This window comes from Streptomyces hyderabadensis, from assembly GCF_020404845.1.
Taxonomy (GTDB): Bacteria; Actinomycetota; Actinomycetes; order Streptomycetales; family Streptomycetaceae; genus Streptomyces; species Streptomyces hyderabadensis.
On record NZ_JAIOJZ010000021.1, the window covers coordinates 91,077 to 108,375 of the forward strand.

17 protein-coding genes and 1 riboswitch are annotated in these 17,299 nt (G+C 72.5%); of the genes, 6 read left to right on the plus strand and 11 right to left on the minus strand.

The features are described from left to right. The first annotated feature begins 106 nt into the window (after positions 1–106). The 5 genes from K7854_RS18285 to K7854_RS18305 all read left to right on the plus strand — a co-directional run bounded on the left by K7854_RS18285 (position 107) and on the right by K7854_RS18305 (position 4,879). Positions 107–883, plus strand: a complete 777-nt coding sequence (locus K7854_RS18285; RefSeq protein WP_226027598.1) for an ABC transporter ATP-binding protein — start codon at positions 107–109, stop codon at positions 881–883. Next, on the plus strand, positions 865–2,292 hold the full coding sequence (locus tag K7854_RS18290) for a hypothetical protein (protein WP_226027599.1): 1,428 nt from the start codon (positions 865–867) through the stop codon (positions 2,290–2,292). The genes K7854_RS18285 and K7854_RS18290 overlap by 19 nt, the downstream gene beginning before the upstream one ends. A gap of 107 nt (positions 2,293–2,399) precedes the next feature. After that, entirely contained in the window at positions 2,400–2,807 is a 408-nt protein-coding gene (locus K7854_RS18295; protein ID WP_226027600.1) for a VOC family protein, read from the plus strand. A gap of 26 nt (positions 2,808–2,833) precedes the next feature. Next, positions 2,834–4,018, plus strand: a complete 1,185-nt coding sequence (locus K7854_RS18300; RefSeq protein ID WP_226027601.1) for an LOG family protein — start codon at positions 2,834–2,836, stop codon at positions 4,016–4,018. 156 nt (positions 4,019–4,174) lie between these two features. Further along, entirely contained in the window at positions 4,175–4,879 is a 705-nt protein-coding gene (locus tag K7854_RS18305; protein WP_226027602.1) for an LAETG motif-containing sortase-dependent surface protein, read from the plus strand. A 62-nt stretch (positions 4,880–4,941) separates the two neighbouring features. Here K7854_RS18305 and K7854_RS18310 read toward each other — a convergent pair whose 3' ends face one another. From K7854_RS18310 to rpsB, 10 genes are all read right to left on the minus strand, one after another. Then, positions 4,942–5,742, minus strand: coding sequence for a maleylpyruvate isomerase family mycothiol-dependent enzyme (locus tag K7854_RS18310; protein ID WP_226027603.1), 801 nt, complete (start codon positions 5,740–5,742; stop codon positions 4,942–4,944). A gap of 24 nt (positions 5,743–5,766) precedes the next feature. Then, entirely contained in the window at positions 5,767–6,795 is a 1,029-nt protein-coding gene (locus K7854_RS18315; RefSeq protein WP_226027628.1) for an ABC transporter ATP-binding protein, read from the minus strand. A 55-nt stretch (positions 6,796–6,850) separates the two neighbouring features. Continuing rightward, complete coding sequence (locus K7854_RS18320) at positions 6,851–8,545, minus strand: ABC transporter permease (protein ID WP_372481044.1); 1,695 nt, start codon at positions 8,543–8,545, stop codon at positions 6,851–6,853. Then, positions 8,521–9,612, minus strand: a complete 1,092-nt coding sequence (locus K7854_RS18325; protein ID WP_226027604.1) for a thiamine ABC transporter substrate-binding protein — start codon at positions 9,610–9,612, stop codon at positions 8,521–8,523. The genes K7854_RS18320 and K7854_RS18325 overlap by 25 nt, the downstream gene beginning before the upstream one ends. A gap of 79 nt (positions 9,613–9,691) precedes the next feature. Further along, a riboswitch (TPP riboswitch) is annotated at positions 9,692–9,797 on the minus strand. 38 nt (positions 9,798–9,835) lie between these two features. Further along, positions 9,836–10,948 (minus strand): dual-specificity RNA methyltransferase RlmN, encoded by a 1,113-nt coding sequence (gene rlmN, locus K7854_RS18330; RefSeq protein ID WP_226027605.1) that lies wholly within the window; start codon positions 10,946–10,948, stop codon positions 9,836–9,838. A 175-nt stretch (positions 10,949–11,123) separates the two neighbouring features. Next, positions 11,124–12,299: a phosphatidate cytidylyltransferase gene (locus K7854_RS18335; RefSeq protein ID WP_226027606.1), complete on the minus strand. Its 1,176-nt coding sequence runs from the start codon at positions 12,297–12,299 to the stop codon at positions 11,124–11,126. Continuing rightward, complete coding sequence (frr, locus tag K7854_RS18340) at positions 12,299–12,856, minus strand: ribosome recycling factor (RefSeq protein WP_189233079.1); 558 nt, start codon at positions 12,854–12,856, stop codon at positions 12,299–12,301. The genes K7854_RS18335 and frr overlap by 1 nt, the downstream gene beginning before the upstream one ends. Before the next feature lie 178 nt (positions 12,857–13,034). Continuing rightward, entirely contained in the window at positions 13,035–13,793 is a 759-nt protein-coding gene (pyrH, locus tag K7854_RS18345) for a UMP kinase (protein WP_226027607.1), read from the minus strand. 206 nt (positions 13,794–13,999) lie between these two features. Beyond that, the gene (tsf, locus tag K7854_RS18350) at positions 14,000–14,836 is read right to left on the minus strand and encodes a translation elongation factor Ts (RefSeq protein WP_226027608.1); all 837 of its coding nucleotides are present in this window, start codon (positions 14,834–14,836) and stop codon (positions 14,000–14,002) included. 95 nt (positions 14,837–14,931) lie between these two features. Beyond that, positions 14,932–15,837 (minus strand): 30S ribosomal protein S2, encoded by a 906-nt coding sequence (gene rpsB, locus K7854_RS18355; protein WP_226027609.1) that lies wholly within the window; start codon positions 15,835–15,837, stop codon positions 14,932–14,934. A gap of 271 nt (positions 15,838–16,108) precedes the next feature. Between rpsB and K7854_RS18360 the strand changes: the two genes are divergently transcribed. Further along, positions 16,109–16,786, plus strand: coding sequence for a M23 family metallopeptidase (locus K7854_RS18360; RefSeq protein ID WP_226027610.1), 678 nt, complete (start codon positions 16,109–16,111; stop codon positions 16,784–16,786). Here the strand turns inward: K7854_RS18360 and K7854_RS18365 are convergent. Then, positions 16,740–17,297 (minus strand): TetR/AcrR family transcriptional regulator, encoded by a 558-nt coding sequence (locus K7854_RS18365; RefSeq protein ID WP_226027630.1) that lies wholly within the window; start codon positions 17,295–17,297, stop codon positions 16,740–16,742. The genes K7854_RS18360 and K7854_RS18365 overlap by 47 nt on opposite strands. Positions 17,298–17,299 lie beyond the last annotated feature (2 nt).

Below are 17,299 nucleotides of genomic sequence, written 5' to 3' on the forward strand. Positions count from 1 at the left end.
CGGCGACTCCTTACGGTGCCCAGTGACCGATCGGCCCCGTCTTCGTTCCCCCGGAAGGGGGACGACCCGACCGGGGAAATACGGATCAGAACCGAGGTGTACGCCCATGGAGGCCCCGCCGGACAACGACGTGCTCTGGGCCCGCGCCCTGCACTTCCAGCACCACGACGGCTCCCCCGCGCTGCAAGGCGTGTCGCTCGGCGTGCGCGAGGGCGAGATCCTCGCCGTGAGCGGCCCGCGCGGCAGCGGCAAGACCACGCTGCTGCGGTGCCTGTCCGGACTGGTCAAGCCGCAGGACGGCGAGGTGTGGTTCAACAGCGTGCCGGTGCACACCATGGGGCCGCTCAGCCGCGAACGGCTGCGCCGCGACCGCTTCGGCTGGATCGACCCCGCCCCGGCGCTCGTCCCGGAGCTGAACGCCTGGGAGAACGCCGCGCTCCCCCTCATGCTGCGCGGCATCGGCCGACGCCGGGCCAAGACCGCCGCCCTGGAGTGGCTGGACCGCCTCGACGTCGGCGGCGGGGCACGCAGGCGCCCGCACGAACTCCAGCAGGCCGAGCGGCAGCGCGTCTGCATCGCCCGCGCCCTCGCCGTCGCCCCGGCGGTCCTCTTCGCCGACGAGCCGACGGCCCCCCTGCACCACGCCGACCGCGCCCAGGTCCTGCGGACACTCACCACGGCGGCCCGGTCGCACGGCATCACCGTGCTGCTCGCCACGCACGACGCGCAGACCGCCGCCCTGGCGGACCGCTCGGTGGCGCTCCTGGACGGACGGCGGGTACGGACCGTGCACCTGCCGCCGCTCGCCGAGACCACGGTGGCCACGGGTGCCGCCGGGTCTCCCGGAACGGAAGGCCGGGCGGCGTGCTCGCTCTCCGCCTGACCCGCACCGCCCACCTCGCCGTCCACCTGCGCCGCCTGCTGGTCGCGCTGGCCTCGGCGGGCACGGGCTTCCTGCTGCTGTGCGCCCTCGGCCACGCGCTGAGCCACCCCGACGCGCCGGGCGCCTCCGCCCTCCGCCTGGCCTGGTGCGCGGCGCCGCTGGCCGCCGCTGTGTACCTGGCGGTCGCCGTGGCCCGCACCGACCCCGGCACCCGGCCCCGCTCGGGGCTGTCGGCGATCGGTCTGGGGCCGGGACGGCTGATGGCCGTCTCGGCGACGACCACGGCCCTGTCCGCCGCGCTCGGCTCGGTGGCGGCCCTGCTCGCCTACCTGTACCTGCGCGGCGGCCTGACCGGCCGCCCGCCCTCCGAGCGCGTGGCGGCCGACGCCCTGGCCGTCGGCCAGTCCCTGCCCGCGCCGGCGGTGCTGACCCTGCTGGTCCTCGTACCGGCCCTCGCCTCGGCGGCGGTGGCCCACACGCTGCGCCCCCGCGATCCCCGGCCCAGCACGGCCACCGCCCCGCGCGGCTACGGCCGCTTCGGCGCGTACGGCTGGGGCAAGGCCCGCGAAACCTTCGGCGCCTACGGCCGCTTCGGCGCGCGCACAGCTGTCGCTGGTCCTGCGGGCAGTCGTGCCGCTGGGGCGGCACGGGTGGGCGCAGGCGGCGCCCTGCTCACGCAGGCAAGTGACCCCCACCCCCCGGCCCCGGCCCCGGCCCCGGCCCCGGCCCCGACGGACGGCACCACACAGACGCTGGACGCCGCTCCCCCGCCCCCGGCCCCGGCGGACGCCACCCCGCCCGAGCCGACCCCCCGCCCCCAGAACACCACCGCCCTCCCCTGGGGCATCGCCGTCCTCACCGCGGGCCTCACCGTCGAGACCTACACCGGCAACGCGACCGGCGCCCCCGCCCCCGGCACCGCCCCCTCCGCCGGCGTACTGATCGGCTGGGCCCTCACCGCCCTGGGCCTCGCCCTGGCAGGCCCCGGCCTCACCCACCTGTGCGGCCGCCTGCTCCAGGCCGCCCGTCCCGGCGCCCTGCGCCTCCTGGCCGGCCGCGTCCTCATGGAGGAGTCGCACCGCGTCGGCCGCCCGCTCGGCGTCGTCGCCGCAGTCGCAGCCGCGGCCTACGTGACCGCAACCGTGTACGACGGGGACGGGCCCGCCTTCGGACCGCTCGGCACCCTGGGCGCCCTGCTCGTGGCGGGCTGCACCGTGGCCACCCTGCTCACCGCGGCCGTCGAGGCCCGGCACGCCCGCGCCGACACCACGGGCGCCCTGCTGCGGCTCGGCGCGCCCCCGGCGACCCTGCGCGCCGCGGCCGCCGTACGCGCCGCCGCCCTGCTCGCCCTGTTCGGTCCGCTGGTCCTGATCGTCGCGGTGCTGGCGGCGCTGCCGCTGGACCACTGACCGGCGGAAAACTTTTTCGAGAAAGTCGGCGCACCGGCGATGAGTTCCGGGGCCGCCCCGCGTCTACCTCTTCGAACGGCACGGCATACGAACCCGGGAGAGGCCCCATGTACCAGCAGATGATCTTCGTGAACCTGGCCACCAACGACCTCGACGCCGCGAAGAAGTTCTTCGCCGGACTGGGATGGGAGATCAACGCCCAGTTCAGCGACGACAGCACCGCCTCGTTCCCGGTGAGCGACACCATCGTCGTGATGGTGCACACGCCGCAGAAGTACCGCGAGTTCACCAAGAAGGAGATCGCGGACTCGACGAAGACCAGCGAGGTGCTGATCGCGCTGAGCGCCGAGAGCCGCGAGAAGGTCGACGAGCTGGTCGAGAAGGCGGTCGCGGCCGGCGGCTCGGTCTCCGGCGAGACCCAGGACCACGGCTTCATGTACGGCCGGGCCTTCGACGACCTCGACGGCCACACCTTCGAGGTCGCGTGGATGGACCCGGCAGCGATCCAGGGCTGATCCGGACGCGTGCCTAGCATGGGCGGGTGGAACAGACACCCGATCAGTCACCCGCCCAGCGCAGGGCCCGCTCACCGCACGGGTCGCCGTCCCTGTCCCGGTTCCAGTCCCACCACGCCTCCCACGACCGGGAGATCGAGAGCCTCGCCGAGTTCGACCGGGTCGTCTCGGCGCCCGGCAGCCTCGCCCATCACCGCGTCCAGGCCGTCGACCTGACGGCCCGTACGGACGCTCTGCTCGCCGCCGACACCACGGGTGCCGTCTTCCTCGGCTGTCCCATGGACCCCGGGGCGGCCGCCGGGGTGCGCGCCGCCGGCGCCCTGGTCTTCCCGCCCATACCGGGGCTCCCCTTCGACCCCTACCGGGGGCGGGTCTACTCTCCGGAGGAGTTGTACGCCCGCCTCGACGAGGGCTACGAGGAGACACCGGACGCCCTGGCCTACGACTGGTTCCAGCAGACCAAGGCCGACGGGGACGTCTTCGCCTCCATGCTGCGCGCGATCCACGACGACGCCGTCTCGGACGCGCTGGACGAACTCGTCGCCGGTGCCCGGGTGGTGGGTGTCATGGGCGGTCACGCCATGGCGCGCGGCACCGCGGAGTACGCGGGCGCCGCCCGGCTGGGCCGCGAACTGGCCCGCGCCGGTCTCACGGTGGCCACCGGCGGCGGCCCGGGCGCGATGGAGGCGGCGAACCTCGGCGCGTACGCCGCTCCGTTCGACGACGGCATGCTGGACGACGCCCTGATGCTGCTCGCCAAGGTCCCGTCCTTCACGCAGTCGATCGCCGACTGGGCCCGCTGCGCGTTCGAGGTGCGTACCCGCTGGCCCCGTGGCGGCGCCTCGATCGGCATCCCGACCTGGTTCTACGGCCACGAGCCGCCCAACGCCTTCGCCGCGCACATCGCCAAGTACTTCGCCAACGCCACCCGCGAGGACGGCCTGCTGGCCCGCTCCACTGCGGGCGTGGTGTTCCTGCCGGGCGCGGCCGGCACCCTGCAGGAGATCTTCGACAACGCGACGCCGAACTACTACGAGTCGCGCGGCGAGCCCACGCCGATGGTGCTCGTGGACCGGGAGCACTGGACCCGGACGCTGCCGGCGTGGCCGCTGCTGCGGTCGCTCGCCCGGGGGCGGGCGATGGAGTCCCGAATCGTGCTGGTTGACCGAATCGACGAGGCTCCTGAGGCGCTGAAACGTGTCGGCGGTTAATAAGACGGCAAAGTCAACGCCCGTGGCAGGCATATGCGTTGACACTACTTACGCACCGCTTATAGACCAGTGAGGCTCATGGGGGTGCTGATGCCGCGTCATCGAGCGTCGGCGCCCTCTCCACCCCCCGCATTCGCGCTCCCGTAAAGGACAAACGTGGCAGTCCTGTCCAGCATCAGCCGCACGGCATCACGCCGTGGCGTCCGCGCCCTCGGCGTCGTCGCCGCCTCCGCGGCCCTGGCGCTCAGCGCCTCGGGCAACGCTCTCGCCTGCAACATCAACGAGTTCTCCGCCGCAGCCAAGTGCGACGGGGACAACGGTGTCATCACCGTCACCGACGTGGACCCGGCCGGCATCCCGGCCACCGTCACCGTCTCCCTGAAGAGCACCGGGGAGCAGGTCGGCCAGGAGACGGTCAAGGGCTCCAAGGAGGGCACCACGGTCACCTTCGCCGTGGACTGGAAGCCGAACACCGAGTACCGCGTCCACGTCAAGGCCGACAAGTACGTCGACGAGTACATCAAGCCGGACCTCACGACCCCGTCGACGCCCTGCAAGACCGAGGACACCCCGGCCCCGACCCCGTCGGAGAGCTCCTCGACCCCGTCCGACGAGACGGAGTCCCCGGCACCCGAACCGTCCACGTCGGCCCCCGCGCCGTCGCAGCCGGAGAGCACCGCCCCGGCGGCCGTGCCGGAGGACAACGCCCCGTCCCCGGCGGCCGGTGACTCCAACCTCGCCGAGACCGGCGCCAACTCCAACACCGGCATGATCGCCGGTATCGCGGCGGCGCTGGTCGTCGTCGGTGGCGGCGCCGTCTTCTTCGGCATGCGCCGTCGCGGGGCGAAGAGCGGCAGCTGATCTCCCGCGCCTTCGCGCTCATCGCGGTGGCCCGTCCCGGTCCGGGGCGGGCCACCGTCGTGTCAGCCGAACGTGGCCTTATCCAGCCAGAGTTCCAGCAGTTTGCGGTCGCCGAGCACGTCGAGCCCCGGGGTGTCCAGCGGCAGCCGTCCGTAGAAGACCAGCAGCACGTCCGTGAGCGGGCCGCGCAGTGCCACCGTCGCCTTCTCGTGCCCGCGGCGCCAGGTGATGCCCTCGTCGGGAAGCTCGACCAGCCACTCGGCGTTCAGCTCGGCCGGGGTGTCGGTCGCGTGCAGGTGCAGGCTGCTGCCGGGGGCGCGCAGTTCGTTCGCCGCCGCGCCGGGCAGGACCCGCTGCACGAACCGCACGATGTCCAGCCACTCGTCGATCGCGTCGGCCGCCACCTCGGGCGCGACCGTCCGGACGGGCCGCCCCGCCGCGAGTGCCGCGTCCGCGCCGTGGACGACGAGTTCGTGCGTCATCCGCCGCGCCCAGAACCCCGCCGTGTCGATGCCGGCCCACGACCACGCGCGCGCGTCCGGACCGGCCTCCCGCAGGGCGCCGACGACGACCTCGCCGGACTCCGCCAGCCACGCGTCCAGCGCCGCCGCGTCCCCGCTCGCCGCGGGCCCCTCGGCTCCGGGCGCCCGGTCCACCGGGACGTCCTCCTCGGCGCGGGTGGCGACGATCAGGCCGGTCCAGCGCAGGGCCCGGCCCACGTGCCGCACCAGGTCCTCCAGGGTCCAGTCCGGGCAGGTCGGCACGGTGGCGGACAGGTCCACGCCGGAGGTGACCACGGCCCTCATCCTGCTCACCTGGTGAACGATTTCGTCGCAGTACCGGTCGTGCGCGAGGAGTGTCATGCGGTCACCCTACGAGCGGAACGATCAGCCGAGCACGACGATTTCGGCCGCGTCGAACTCCACCCCGACCGCCGCCCCGACCTCCGGCGCCGCCCGCAGCGCGCAGGCCGCCTCCAGGCGGGGCGCGTCCTCGGGCTGGAGGTGCACGGCGACGTGCGTGCCGCGGAAGGTGCGGGCCGTGACCGTGCAGCGCAGGCCCTCGTCGGCGGGGACGACGCGGACCCCGGCCGGCCGCACGAGCACCGTCCGGGTGCCCTGCGGGGCGTCCTCGGGCACCGGCAGCTTGCCCCACGGCGTGTCCGCGGCCTGCCCGGCGACGGACGCCTCGACCACGTTGTCGAAGCCGAGGAAGCGTGCCACGAAGGCGTCCGCCGGCCGCTGCCACACCTCCAGCGGCGTCCCCGACTGCGCGATCCGCCCGTCGCGCATCACCACGACCCGGTCGGCGAGCGCGAACGCCTCGCCCTGGTCGTGTGTCACGGCCAGCACCGTGGTGCCCAACCTCCCGAACAGCTCCCGCAGTTCCACCACGAGGCGCTCTCGCAGCGAGCGGTCCAGCTGGCCGAGCGGCTCGTCCAGCATCAGCAGCCGCGGCCTGGGCGCCAGCGCACGGGCCAGCGCCACCCGCTGCTGCTCCCCGCCGGAGAGCGCGGCGACGGACCGGCGGGCGGCGCCCGGCAGCCCGACCAGCTCCAGCAACTCTCCCACCCGAGCCTGCTGCTCGGCCCGGGAGGCGCCGCGCATCCGCGGCCCGAAGGCGACGTTCCCGGCCACGTCGCGCTGCGGGAACAGCTGGTGGTCCTGGAACATCAGCCCGACCTCGCGCTTGTGCGCGGGCACCCCCGACTGGTCCCGCCCGTCCAGGGTCACCCGCCCGGCGTCCAGCGGCTGGAGCCCGGCGACGGCCCGCAGCAGCGTCGACTTGCCGCTGCCGCTGGGCCCGAGCACGCACACCACCTCGTGCTCGGCGACCCCCAGGTCGACGGCGTCGAGCACGGCCCGGCCGCCGAAGCGGACGGTGGCGCCTTCGAGGCTCAGCAGGCTCGACGGCATGGGCGGCGGCGTCGGCTCGGGCGGCGTCGGCTGCACCGGCGGCGTCGGCGGCATGTCAGAACTCCCCGCTCCGGTCGGTCCGCAGCCGCTCCAGCACCACCAGGGCCACCGCGCACACCAGCATCAGAATCGTCGAAAGGGCCATCGCCTGGCCGTAGTTCATGTCTCCGGGCCGCCCCAGCAGCCGGGCCACGGCGACCGGCAGCGTCGGGTTGTCCGGCCGCGCGATGAACACCGTCGCGCCGAACTCGCCCAGCGACACCGCGAAGGCGAACCCGGCCGCGACCAGCAGTGCCCGCCGCACCATCGGCAGGTCCACCTCGCGCCACACCCGCCACGGCGACGCGCCGAGCACCGCCGCCGCCTCCCGCAGCCGCCCGTCCACCGCACGCAGCACCGGCAGCATGGTCCGTACGACGAAGGGGACGCCCACCAGCGCCTGCGCGAGCGGCACCAGGATCCAGGAGGACCTGAGGTCCAGCGGGGGTTCGTCCAGCGCGATCAGGAAGCCGAAGCCGACCGTCACGGCCGAGACGCCGAGCGGCAGCATCAGCAGCGCGTCGAAGCCGCGCACGAAGCGGCCCGCGTCGCGCCGGGTGAGCGCGGCGGCGGCCAGCCCGCCGATCACCACGGCGATGGCGGTGGCGGCGACGGCGTACTGGAGGGAGTTGCCGATCGCCTCGATCGGCGGGACGAGGAAGGCCCCGCCGTCCTCGCTGGTCAGCGCCCGGTAGTAGCCGAAGCCGGACGCGCCCAGCGACCGCTGGACCAGCACCGCGAGCGGCAGCACCAGCAGGACCACGATCACGCCCAGGACCCCGGTGAGCAGCGCCCACTGCCCGGCCCCGCGCGGCCGGCGCGCGGTCGTGGCGGCGTCCACCAGCCGGAGCGCGCTCTCGCGCCGCCGCACCGTCCAGGCGTGCACGGCGAGGACCGCGGCGACGGCGGCGAACTGGACCAGCGTCAGCACGGCGGCCGTGGACAGGTCGAAGACCTGCGAGGTCTGGCGGTAGATCTCCACCTCCAGGGTGGAGAAGGTGGGCCCGCCGAGGATCTGCACGACACCGAAGGAGGTGAAGGTGAACAGGAAGACCATCAGCGCGGCGGCGGCCACGGCGGGCGCCAGCGCGGGCAGTGTCACCTGCCGCCAGGCCCGCAGCCGGGAGGCGCCGAGCATCCGCGCGGCCTCCTCCTGCCGCGGGTCGAGCTGCGCCCAGAGTCCGCCGACGGTGCGGACGACGACGGCGTAGTTGAAGAAGACGTGCGCGAGCAGGATCGCCCACACCGTGGTGTCCAGGCGCAGGCCCCACAGTTCGTCGAGCAGCCCGCCGCGCCCGACCAGCGCCAGGAACGCCGTGCCGACGACGACCGTCGGCAGCACGAACGGCACTGTCACCACGGCCCGCAGCACCTGCTTGCCGGGAAAGTCGAAGCGGGCGAAGACATAGGCGCCGGGCAGGGCGACCAGCAGCGTGAGCGCGGTGGAAGCCAGCGCCTGCCAGGTGGTGAACCACAGCACGTGTTGCACGTCGGACTGCGCGAGCACGTCCCCGATCCGCCCGAGCCGCCAGACCCCGTCGACGTCGAGGCCGCGCGCGACGATGGCGGCGACGGGGTAGGCGAAGAACACCGCGAAGAACGCGACGGGCACGGCCATCAGGCCGAGCCGGACCGCGCTGCCGCGCGCGGTCCGGGCCGGCCTCACCGCCTGCTTGCCCGGGCGGGTCACTTCAGTACGAGCGAGGTCCACGACTTGACCCACTGGTCGCGGTTGCCGGCGATCTTCGCCGGGTCGAGGGTCTGCGGGTCCTTCGCCTGCGGCCCGAACTTCGAGAACACCTCGGGGACCTGCGCGCCCTCCCGCACCGGGTAGACGAACATGTTCAGCGGCATGTCCTCCTGGAAGGACTTGCTCAGCAGGAAGTCGAGGAGGGCCCTGCCGCCCTCGGGGTTCCGGGCGTTGCTGAGCAGGCCCGCGTACTCGACCTGCCGGAAGCAGGTGCCGTCGGCGACCCCGGTGGGGGCGGTGGCCGGCTGCGGATCGGCGTAGACGACCTCGACGGGCGGGGAGGAGGCGTAGGAGACGACGAGGGGCCGGTCGCCCTTGGCCTTCTTGCCGCCGGCCGAGCCGGAGAACTCCTCGTTGTACGCCTGCTCCCAGCTGTCGACGACCTTGACGCCGTTCGCCTTCAGCTTCTTCCAGTAGCCCTCCCAGCCGTCGTCCCCGTACTGGGCGGCGGTGCCGAGCAGGAAGCCGAGACCGGGCGAGGAACTGCCCGCGTTCTCGGTGACGAGCAGGTCCTTGTACTCGGGCTTGAGGAGGTCGTCGAAGGACGTGGGCGGGGTCAGCCCGTGCTTGCTGAAGTACGCCTTGTCGTAGTTGACGCAGATGTCGCCGGTGTCGACGGGGGTGACCCGGTGCTTGTCCTGGTCCGTCCGGTACTCGGGCCGGACCTGGTCGGAGCCCTTCGCCTCGTACGGCTGGAACAGGCCGTTGTCGAGGGCGCGGGACAGCAGGGTGTTGTCGACGCCGAAGAAGACGTCGCCCTGCGGGTTGTCCTTGGTGAGGATGGCCTTGTTGACGGCCTGGCCGGCGTCGCCGTCCTCCAGGACCTTGACCTGGTAGCCCGACTCCTTCTCGAAGGCGGCGATCACGTCCTTGGACGCGGCCCACGAGTCGTGGCTGACCAGGGTCACGGTCTTGGAGCCGCCGGAACCGCTGCCGCCGGCGTCGTCGGACGAGGATCCGCAGGCGGCCAGCGTGCCGACCATGCCGAGTCCGACGGCCAGGACACTGACCTTCTTGGTGATGCTCACTGAATTCCTCCTGGGTGACCAGGAGAAGACGCGGCCCCGCCCGGGACCCCTGGCGAGGGTCCCGGGCAGGGCGCAACAGCTCGAGTGGTGACCGATCTCCCTACCCAGAATGACCTGGGCCAGGTTCGGAGGGTCTGCGGCCGGTGCCGCACTCTCAGCGCTGTGGCGCTCCCCTGTCGGAATATGAAGATGTGACTGTGCTGACGTACTTCCGTCGGTCAGGTTACCGCTCGCTCGCGGCGAGCTGACCACACGCCCCGTCGATCTCCTGCCCACGGGTGTCCCGGATCGTCACCGGCACACCGTGCGCCGCGATCGCCTCCACGAACGCCTTCTCGTCCTCGGGCCGGGACGCGGTCCACTTGGAGCCGGGCGTGGGGTTCAGCGGGATCAGGTTGACGTGCACGGGCTTGCCCTTGAGCAGCCGCCCGAGCCGGTCACCGCGCCAGGCCTGGTCGTTGATGTCGCGGATCAGGGCGTACTCGATGGACAGCCGGCGCCCGGACTTCGCCGCGTACTCGAACCCGGCGTCCAGCACCTCGCGCACCTTCCACCGGGTGTTGACGGGGACCAGGGTGTCGCGCAGCTCGTCGTCGGGGGCGTGCAGGGAGATGGCGAGGCGGCACTTGAAGCCCTCGTCGGCGAAGCGGTGGATCGCCGGGACGAGGCCGACCGTGGAGACGGTGATGCCGCGCTGGGACAGCCCGAGACCGTCGGGCTCGGGGTCGGTGAGGCGGCGGATGGAACCGACGACGCGGTTGTAGTTGGCGAGGGGCTCGCCCATGCCCATGAAGACGATGTTGCTGAGCCGGGCGGGGCCTCCCGGGACCTCGCCGTCCCTGAGCGCCCGCATGCCGTCCACGATCTGGTGCACGATCTCGGCGGTCGACAGGTTCCGGTCCAGGCCGGCCTGGCCGGTGGCGCAGAACGGGCAGTTCATGCCGCAGCCGGCCTGGGAGCTGATGCACATGGTCACCCGGTCCGGGTAGCGCATGAGGACGGACTCGACGAGCGTCCCGTCGAACAGCTTCCACAGCGTCTTGCGCGTGGTCCCCTGGTCGGTCGACAGGTGCCGCACGACCGTCATCAGCTCGGGCAGCAGCGCCTCCCGCAGCCCCTCGCGCGAACCGGCGGGGATGTCCGTCCACTGCTCGGGGGCGTGCGCGTACCGCGCGAAGTAGTGCTGGGAGAGCTGCTTCGCGCGGAACGGCTTCTCACCGATCGCGGCGACGGCCTCCTTGCGCTCGGCGGGCGTGAGGTCGGCAAGGTGCCGCGGCGGCCGCTTCGCCCCGCGGGGCGCGGCAAAGGTCAGCTCACCGGGGGCGGGACGGGCCACGGTCGGACAACTCCTCAGGACGGCGGGCCTGTGGCAACCCCCCGCGTCGGCGGGGACAACGGCGGGACCATGCCGAAGCCAGGAGACCTCACTGGAAGACCCCCGCACCGGGCGGGGACACACGGAAGGGCCCGCAGCCGGAAGCCGCAGGCCCTTCCAGACTACCCGATGGCTGTCAACCCGAGCCGACGAAGATCACCAGCAGCAGCCACACCACCGGCGCCGTCGGCAGCAGGGAGTCCAGGCGGTCCATGATGCCGCCGTGGCCCGGCAGCAGGGTGCCCATGTCCTTGATGCCGAGGTCCCGCTTGATCATGGACTCGCCAAGGTCGCCCAGGGTGGCGCTGATCGCGACCACGAGGCCGAGCAGCAGGCCCTGCCACCAGGTGCCGTCGTCGATCAGGAACTGCACGCACAGCGCGCCCGCCGCCATCGCGAACGCCACCGCTCCCACCAGGCCCTCGCGGGTCTTGCCGGGGCTGATGCGCGGGGCGAGCTTCTTCTTGCCGAAGCGCCAGCCGACGGCGTAGGCCCCGGTGTCGCTGACGACGGTCAGTATCAGGAAGACCAGCACCCGCCAGGCGCCGTCGTCGGCCGCCAGCATCATGGCGACGAACGTGGCCAGGAACGGCACGTAGAACGCGGCGAACAGGCCTGCCGTGACGTCCTTGAGGTACCCCTCGGGCGGCTCCGTCATCCGCCAGACCAGCACCGCGAGCGCCGTCAGCGCCATCGCGACCCACGCCCCCTCGGCCCCGCGCGCATAGCCGGCGACCACCATCGCGGCGCCGCCGATCGCGAGCGGGACGAGGGGCGCCTTGATGCCCTTGCGCTCCTGGAGCCGCGAGGTCAGCTCCCACAGGCCCACCACGACGGCGACCGCGATCACACCGACGAAGACGGCCTTGACGACGAACAGCGACGCGATGATCACCACGCCGAGGCCGACGCCGACCCCTATCGCGGCACCCAGGTCGCGCCCCGCGCTCTTCTTCTGCGACGGCTGGGACTGCGCCGGCTGCGGGGCGTCGGGCATGGGCTCCGGATTCTGCGGCACCGCCGCATACGGCTGCGCCGACGGACTCGGGTCGCGATACGGCTCGTCGCGAACGGGCTGGTCGTGGAACGGCTCGTCCCGGAACAAGGGACCGCTCAGCCGAGCGGTCCCCTGGTCGTCGTCCTGGTCTCCGCCGTGTTCGGGTACGTCGGGCACGATGGGCATGGGGCGAGTCTGCTGCGCGTAGTGCGCATCGTACGCGGGACCCGCCGGGCCGGCGCCCTGGACGGGTCCCTGGTCGGACGGCCCCCAGTACCCGGCTTGTGGCGGCGCTCCCCAGGAAGAGTCGTTCATCAGACCTCGAGCAGCTCCGCTTCCTTGTGCTTCAGGAGCTCGTCCACCTGCGCGACGTACTTGGCGGTGGTGTCGTCCAGCTCCTTCTCCGCACGGCGGCCCTCGTCCTCGCCGACCTCGCCGTCCTTGACCATCTTGTCGATGGCGTCCTTGGCCTTGCGGCGCACGGAGCGGATCGAGACCTTGGCGTCCTCGCCCTTGCCCTTGGCCACCTTGATGTACTCCCGGCGGCGCTCCTCGGTCAGCTCGGGGAACACCACCCGGATGATGTTGCCGTCGTTGCTCGGGTTGACGCCCAGGTCGGAGTCGCGGATCGCCTGCTCGATGTTGCGCAGGGCGCTCTTGTCGAAGGGGGTCACCACGGCCATCCGCGGCTCGGGCACGGAGAACGAGGCCAGCTGGTTGATCGGCGTCGGCGCGCCGTAGTAGTCGGCCACGATCTTGTTGAACATCGCCGGGTGCGCACGTCCGGTGCGGATCGCGGCGAAGTCCTCCTTGGCGACCACGACGGCCTTCTCCATCTTCTCCTCGGCCTCGAGGAGGGTCTCTTCGATCACCACTTGCTCCTGCGTGTCTTGAGTAGGCCCGGCTGCGGTTCCCTGCGGGCGGCGGCCGGCTGCGTCGCGTTCTTCCTGCACGGTTCCCGACCGGCGGGACATTGTCCATCCCCCGGCCCGGTCCCGTCCCGTCCGTCCCCCGGACAGGTGGCGTCCGCGGACGGGGGGTGTTCTCCGGTCAGTCCCGGCTGCCCTGGTCACCCACAAGCGTGCCGATCTTCTCACCCTTGACGGCGCGGGCGATATTGCCCTCCTTCAACAGCTCGAAGACCACGATCGGGAGGCTGTTGTCGCGGCAGAGCGTGACGGCCGTGGCGTCGGCGACCTTCAGGTCGCGGGTGATGACCTCGCCGTAGCCGAGCGCGTCGAACTTGACGGCGTCCGGGTTGGCCTTCGGGTCGGAGTCGTAGACCCCGTCCACGCCGTTCTTGCCCATGAGCAGCGCCTCGGCGTCGATCTCGAGGGCGCGCTGGGCGGCGGTGGTGTCGGTGGAGAAGTACGGCATGCCCATACCGGCGCCGAAGATGACCACGCGGCCCTTCTCCAGGTGGCGCACGGCGCGCAGCGGGATGTAGGGCTCGGCGACCTGGCCCATGGTGATGGCGGTCTGCACGCGGCAGTCGACGCCCTCCTTCTCCAGGAAGTCCTGGAGGGCCAGGCAGTTCATCACGGTGCCGAGCATGCCCATGTAGTCGGAGCGGGCGCGGTCCATGCCGCGCACCTGCAGCTCGGCGCCGCGGAAGAAGTTGCCGCCGCCGATGACGATCGCGATCTGGGCGCCGTCCCGGACGACGGCCGCGATCTCGCGGGCGATGGCGTGCACCACGTCGGGGTCGACGCCCAGGCCCCCACCGCCGGAGAAGGCCTCTCCGGACAGCTTCAGCATGAAGCGGCCGCGTACTTTGCCGTCGTCGCTCTTCTCGGCCTTGGTGGTCATGGAGATCTCGCCTCTTTTACGTGGGTCACACACACGAAGAAGGCCACTGCCGGTGGGGGCGTGTTTCGCATCCCATACGCGGCAATGGCCTCCTCGTCAGATCTGCTGTCGTCCGCCGCCACGCGCGCGTACGCAACGGCATACGCGAACGGCGCCGACGACTGCTGTCGACCCTACCGGGGTCGTACGTCCGTCGCGGTACGGACTCAGATGCCGACCTTGATGCGCGAGAAGCGCTTCAGGCTGACACCGGCCTCTTCCAGCACCTTCTGGACGGACTTCTTGTTGTCCAGGGCGTAGGGCTGGCCGAGCAGGGTGGCGTCCTTGAAGAAGCCGTTGAGGCGACCCTCGACGATCTTCGGCAGGGCGGCCTCGGGCTTGCCCTCGGCGCGGGTGGTCTCCTCGGCGACGCGGCGCTCGGTCTCGACGACCTCGGCCGGCACGTCCTCCTTGGAGAGGTACTTCGGCGCGAAGGCGGCGATGTGCTGGGCGACGCCCTTGGCGATCTCGGCGTTGGGCTTGTCCAGCTCGACGAGGACACCGATCTGCGGGGGCAGGTCGGGCATCGTGCGGTGCATGTACGCGGTCACGAAGCCGCCGGAGAACTGCGCGAAGCGGTCCAGGACGATCTTCTCGCCGAGGTTGGCGTTGGCCTCGTCCACGTACGCCTGGACGGTCTTGCCGGGCTCGATCTCGGAGGCGAGCAGGGCCTCCAGGTCGGCCGGGGCGGCCTTGGCGACGTGCTCGGCGATGGTCTTGGCCACGGACTGGAACTTCTCGCCCTTGGCGACGAAGTCCGTCTCGCACTTCAGCTCGACGAGGACACCCGAGGTGTTGTCGTCGGCGATGATCGAGACGACCGCGCCGTTCTCGGCCGAGCGGCCCTCGCGCTTGGCGACGCCCTTCTGGCCCTTGATGCGGAGCGCCTCGACGGCCTTCTCGACGTTGCCCTCGGCCTCGTCCAGCGCCTTCTTGCAGTCCATCATGCCGGCGCCGGTGAGCTCGCGGAGCTTCTTGACGTCGGCGGCGGTGTAGTTCGCCATGATTCCGGAATCTCTCTCGAAGTCTGAAGATCTACGGGCCGGACGGCGGGGGCTTCGTGGGCCCCCGCCGTCCGGTACCCGAAGGTGGTGAGGGGTCAGGCCTGCTCGGCGTCCGCGGCCGGGGCGTCGGCGGCCGGGGCCTCGGTGGCCTCGGCAGCCGGGGCGGCGTCGGCGGCCGGGGCCTCGGCGGGCTTCTCGGCGGCCTCGGCGTCGTCCTTCTTCTCGGCCTTCTCGCCCTCGAGCAGGTCGCGCTCCCACTCGGCGAGCGGCTCGCCGGCGGCCTTCTCGCCCTTGGCGCCACCGGCGGCACCGGAGCGGGCGATGAGGCCCTCGGCGACGGCGTCGGCGATCACGCGGGTGAGCAGGGTGACGGAGCGGATCGCGTCGTCGTTGCCCGGGATCTTGTAGTCGACCTCGTCGGGGTCGCAGTTGGTGTCGAGGATGGCGACGACCGGGATGTTGAGCTTCCGGGCCTCGCCGACCGCGATGTGCTCCTTCTTGGTGTCCACGATCCAGACGGCGCTGGGCACCTTGGACATCTCGCGGATACCGCCGAGGGTCTTCTCCAGCTTGGCCTTCTCGCGGGAGAGGACCAGCAGCTCCTTCTTGGTGAGGCCGGAGGCGGCCACGTCCTCGAAGTCGATCTGCTCGAGCTCCTTGAGGCGCTGCAGGCGCTTGTAGACGGTCGAGAAGTTGGTGAGCATGCCGCCCAGCCAGCGCTGGTTGACGTAGGGCATGCCGACGCGGGTGGCCTGCTCGGCGATGGCCTCCTGCGCCTGCTTCTTCGTGCCGACGAACATGACCGTGCCGCCGTGGGCGACGGTCTCCTTGACGAACTCGTAGGCGCGGTCGATGTACGACAGCGACTGGAGCAGGTCGATGATGTAGATGCCGTTGCGCTCGGTGAAGATGAAGCGCTTCATCTTCGGGTTCCAACGGCGGGTCTGGTGACCGAAGTGGACGCCGCTCTCCAGCAGCTCCCGCATCGTGACGACGGCCATGGCCGTATCTCCTTGATTTTCTCGGTTGTGCCGCGCGAGCCGGACGGCTCCCGCGCCTGACGCCCGCGACGCGCCTGCCACTAGGGACCGAGGGGCGCTGACACGAGCGTTGTGAGGCCTCGTGTCGGGGCGTGCGAAGTCGACCCGGTGACCCGGATCGCCACCAGAAGTGTACGGGACCCGCGGGGTACCGGGTGACGCGGCTGTCCACAAGCGGTCCGCCGTCCACAGGGCCGGGCGGCACCGGGTCGCGGTGCGGGACGGTGCTGCCATGCGAACGATGCGATGGGTGAGGACGTGCGTCCGGCTGGCAGTGCTGCCGGCCGTCCTGCCCTTCCTTGCCGTGCTGACCCTCCTTGCCGTCCCTGCTCTCCGGGCGGCGGGGCCGCCGCGGCCGGCGCCGGCGCCGGCCGGGTGGGAGCTGCCCGACCCGGCGGTGCCGGCCGTGGCCCGGCACTGGCCGGTCGGCACCCGGCCCGTGGTCCTGCGGGGCTGGGAGCCCCCGGCGACCCCGTACGGACGGGGGCACCGCGGCGTGGACCTCGCCGCGAGCAGCGGCACGCCGGTGCGGGCGGTGGCGGCGGGTCGGGTGTCCTTCGCGGGACCGGTCGGGGGCCGGGGCGTGGTCTCGGTGGAGCTGACGGGGACGGGTGAACCACCGCTGCGGACGACGTACGGCCCGGTCAGGGCGGCCGTGCGCAAGGGCGACGAGGTCGCGGCCGGGGAGGTGCTCGGCACGGTGGAGCCGGCGGGGCCGCACTGCACGGCCTGCCTGCACTGGGGCCTGCTGCGGGGCGAGGTCTATCTGAACCCGCTGTCCCTGCTCCCGCCGTGGCTGCTGGACACGGGCCCGTCGCGGCTGCTGCCGGTCCTGGGGGTGGCGGTGCCCGGCCGCGCGGAGATCAGCCCCGCACACCGCGCAGCGCCATGGAGACCGCCGCCTCGGTGATCGCCGTCGGCTCCTCCGCCGCGCCCAGTTCGATCCGCCGTACGGCGGCGTCGACGACGCCCTGGAGGAGCATCGCCGCCAGCCGCGGCTGACCGTGCCCCATCTCGCCCAGCGCCTCGACGATCATCGCGACCAGCCCGCCGTGGGCGGCCCGGATCTTCTCCCGGGCGCCGGCGTCCAGCTCGCTCGCGGAGATGGCCACGACGGCCCGGTGCCGCCGGTCCCCGACCAGGTCGAGCTGGGTGCGCACATACGCCTCGACCTTGGCCTCGGGCGCCGTCTCGCGCTCCATCGCGGCCTCGACCTCCGCGGCCCAGACGGGGAAGTCGACGGCGCACAGCTCCTCGACCACCGCCGCCCGGGAACGGAAGTACTCGTAGACGGACGAGCGGGCGAGGCCCGTCCGTTCGGCGAGGGCGGGGAAGGTCAGCGCCTCCGTTCCGCCGTCGGACAGCAGGGAACGTGCCGCGTCCAGCAGGGCGGCACGCTGCATCGACCGGTGCTCGGCCACAG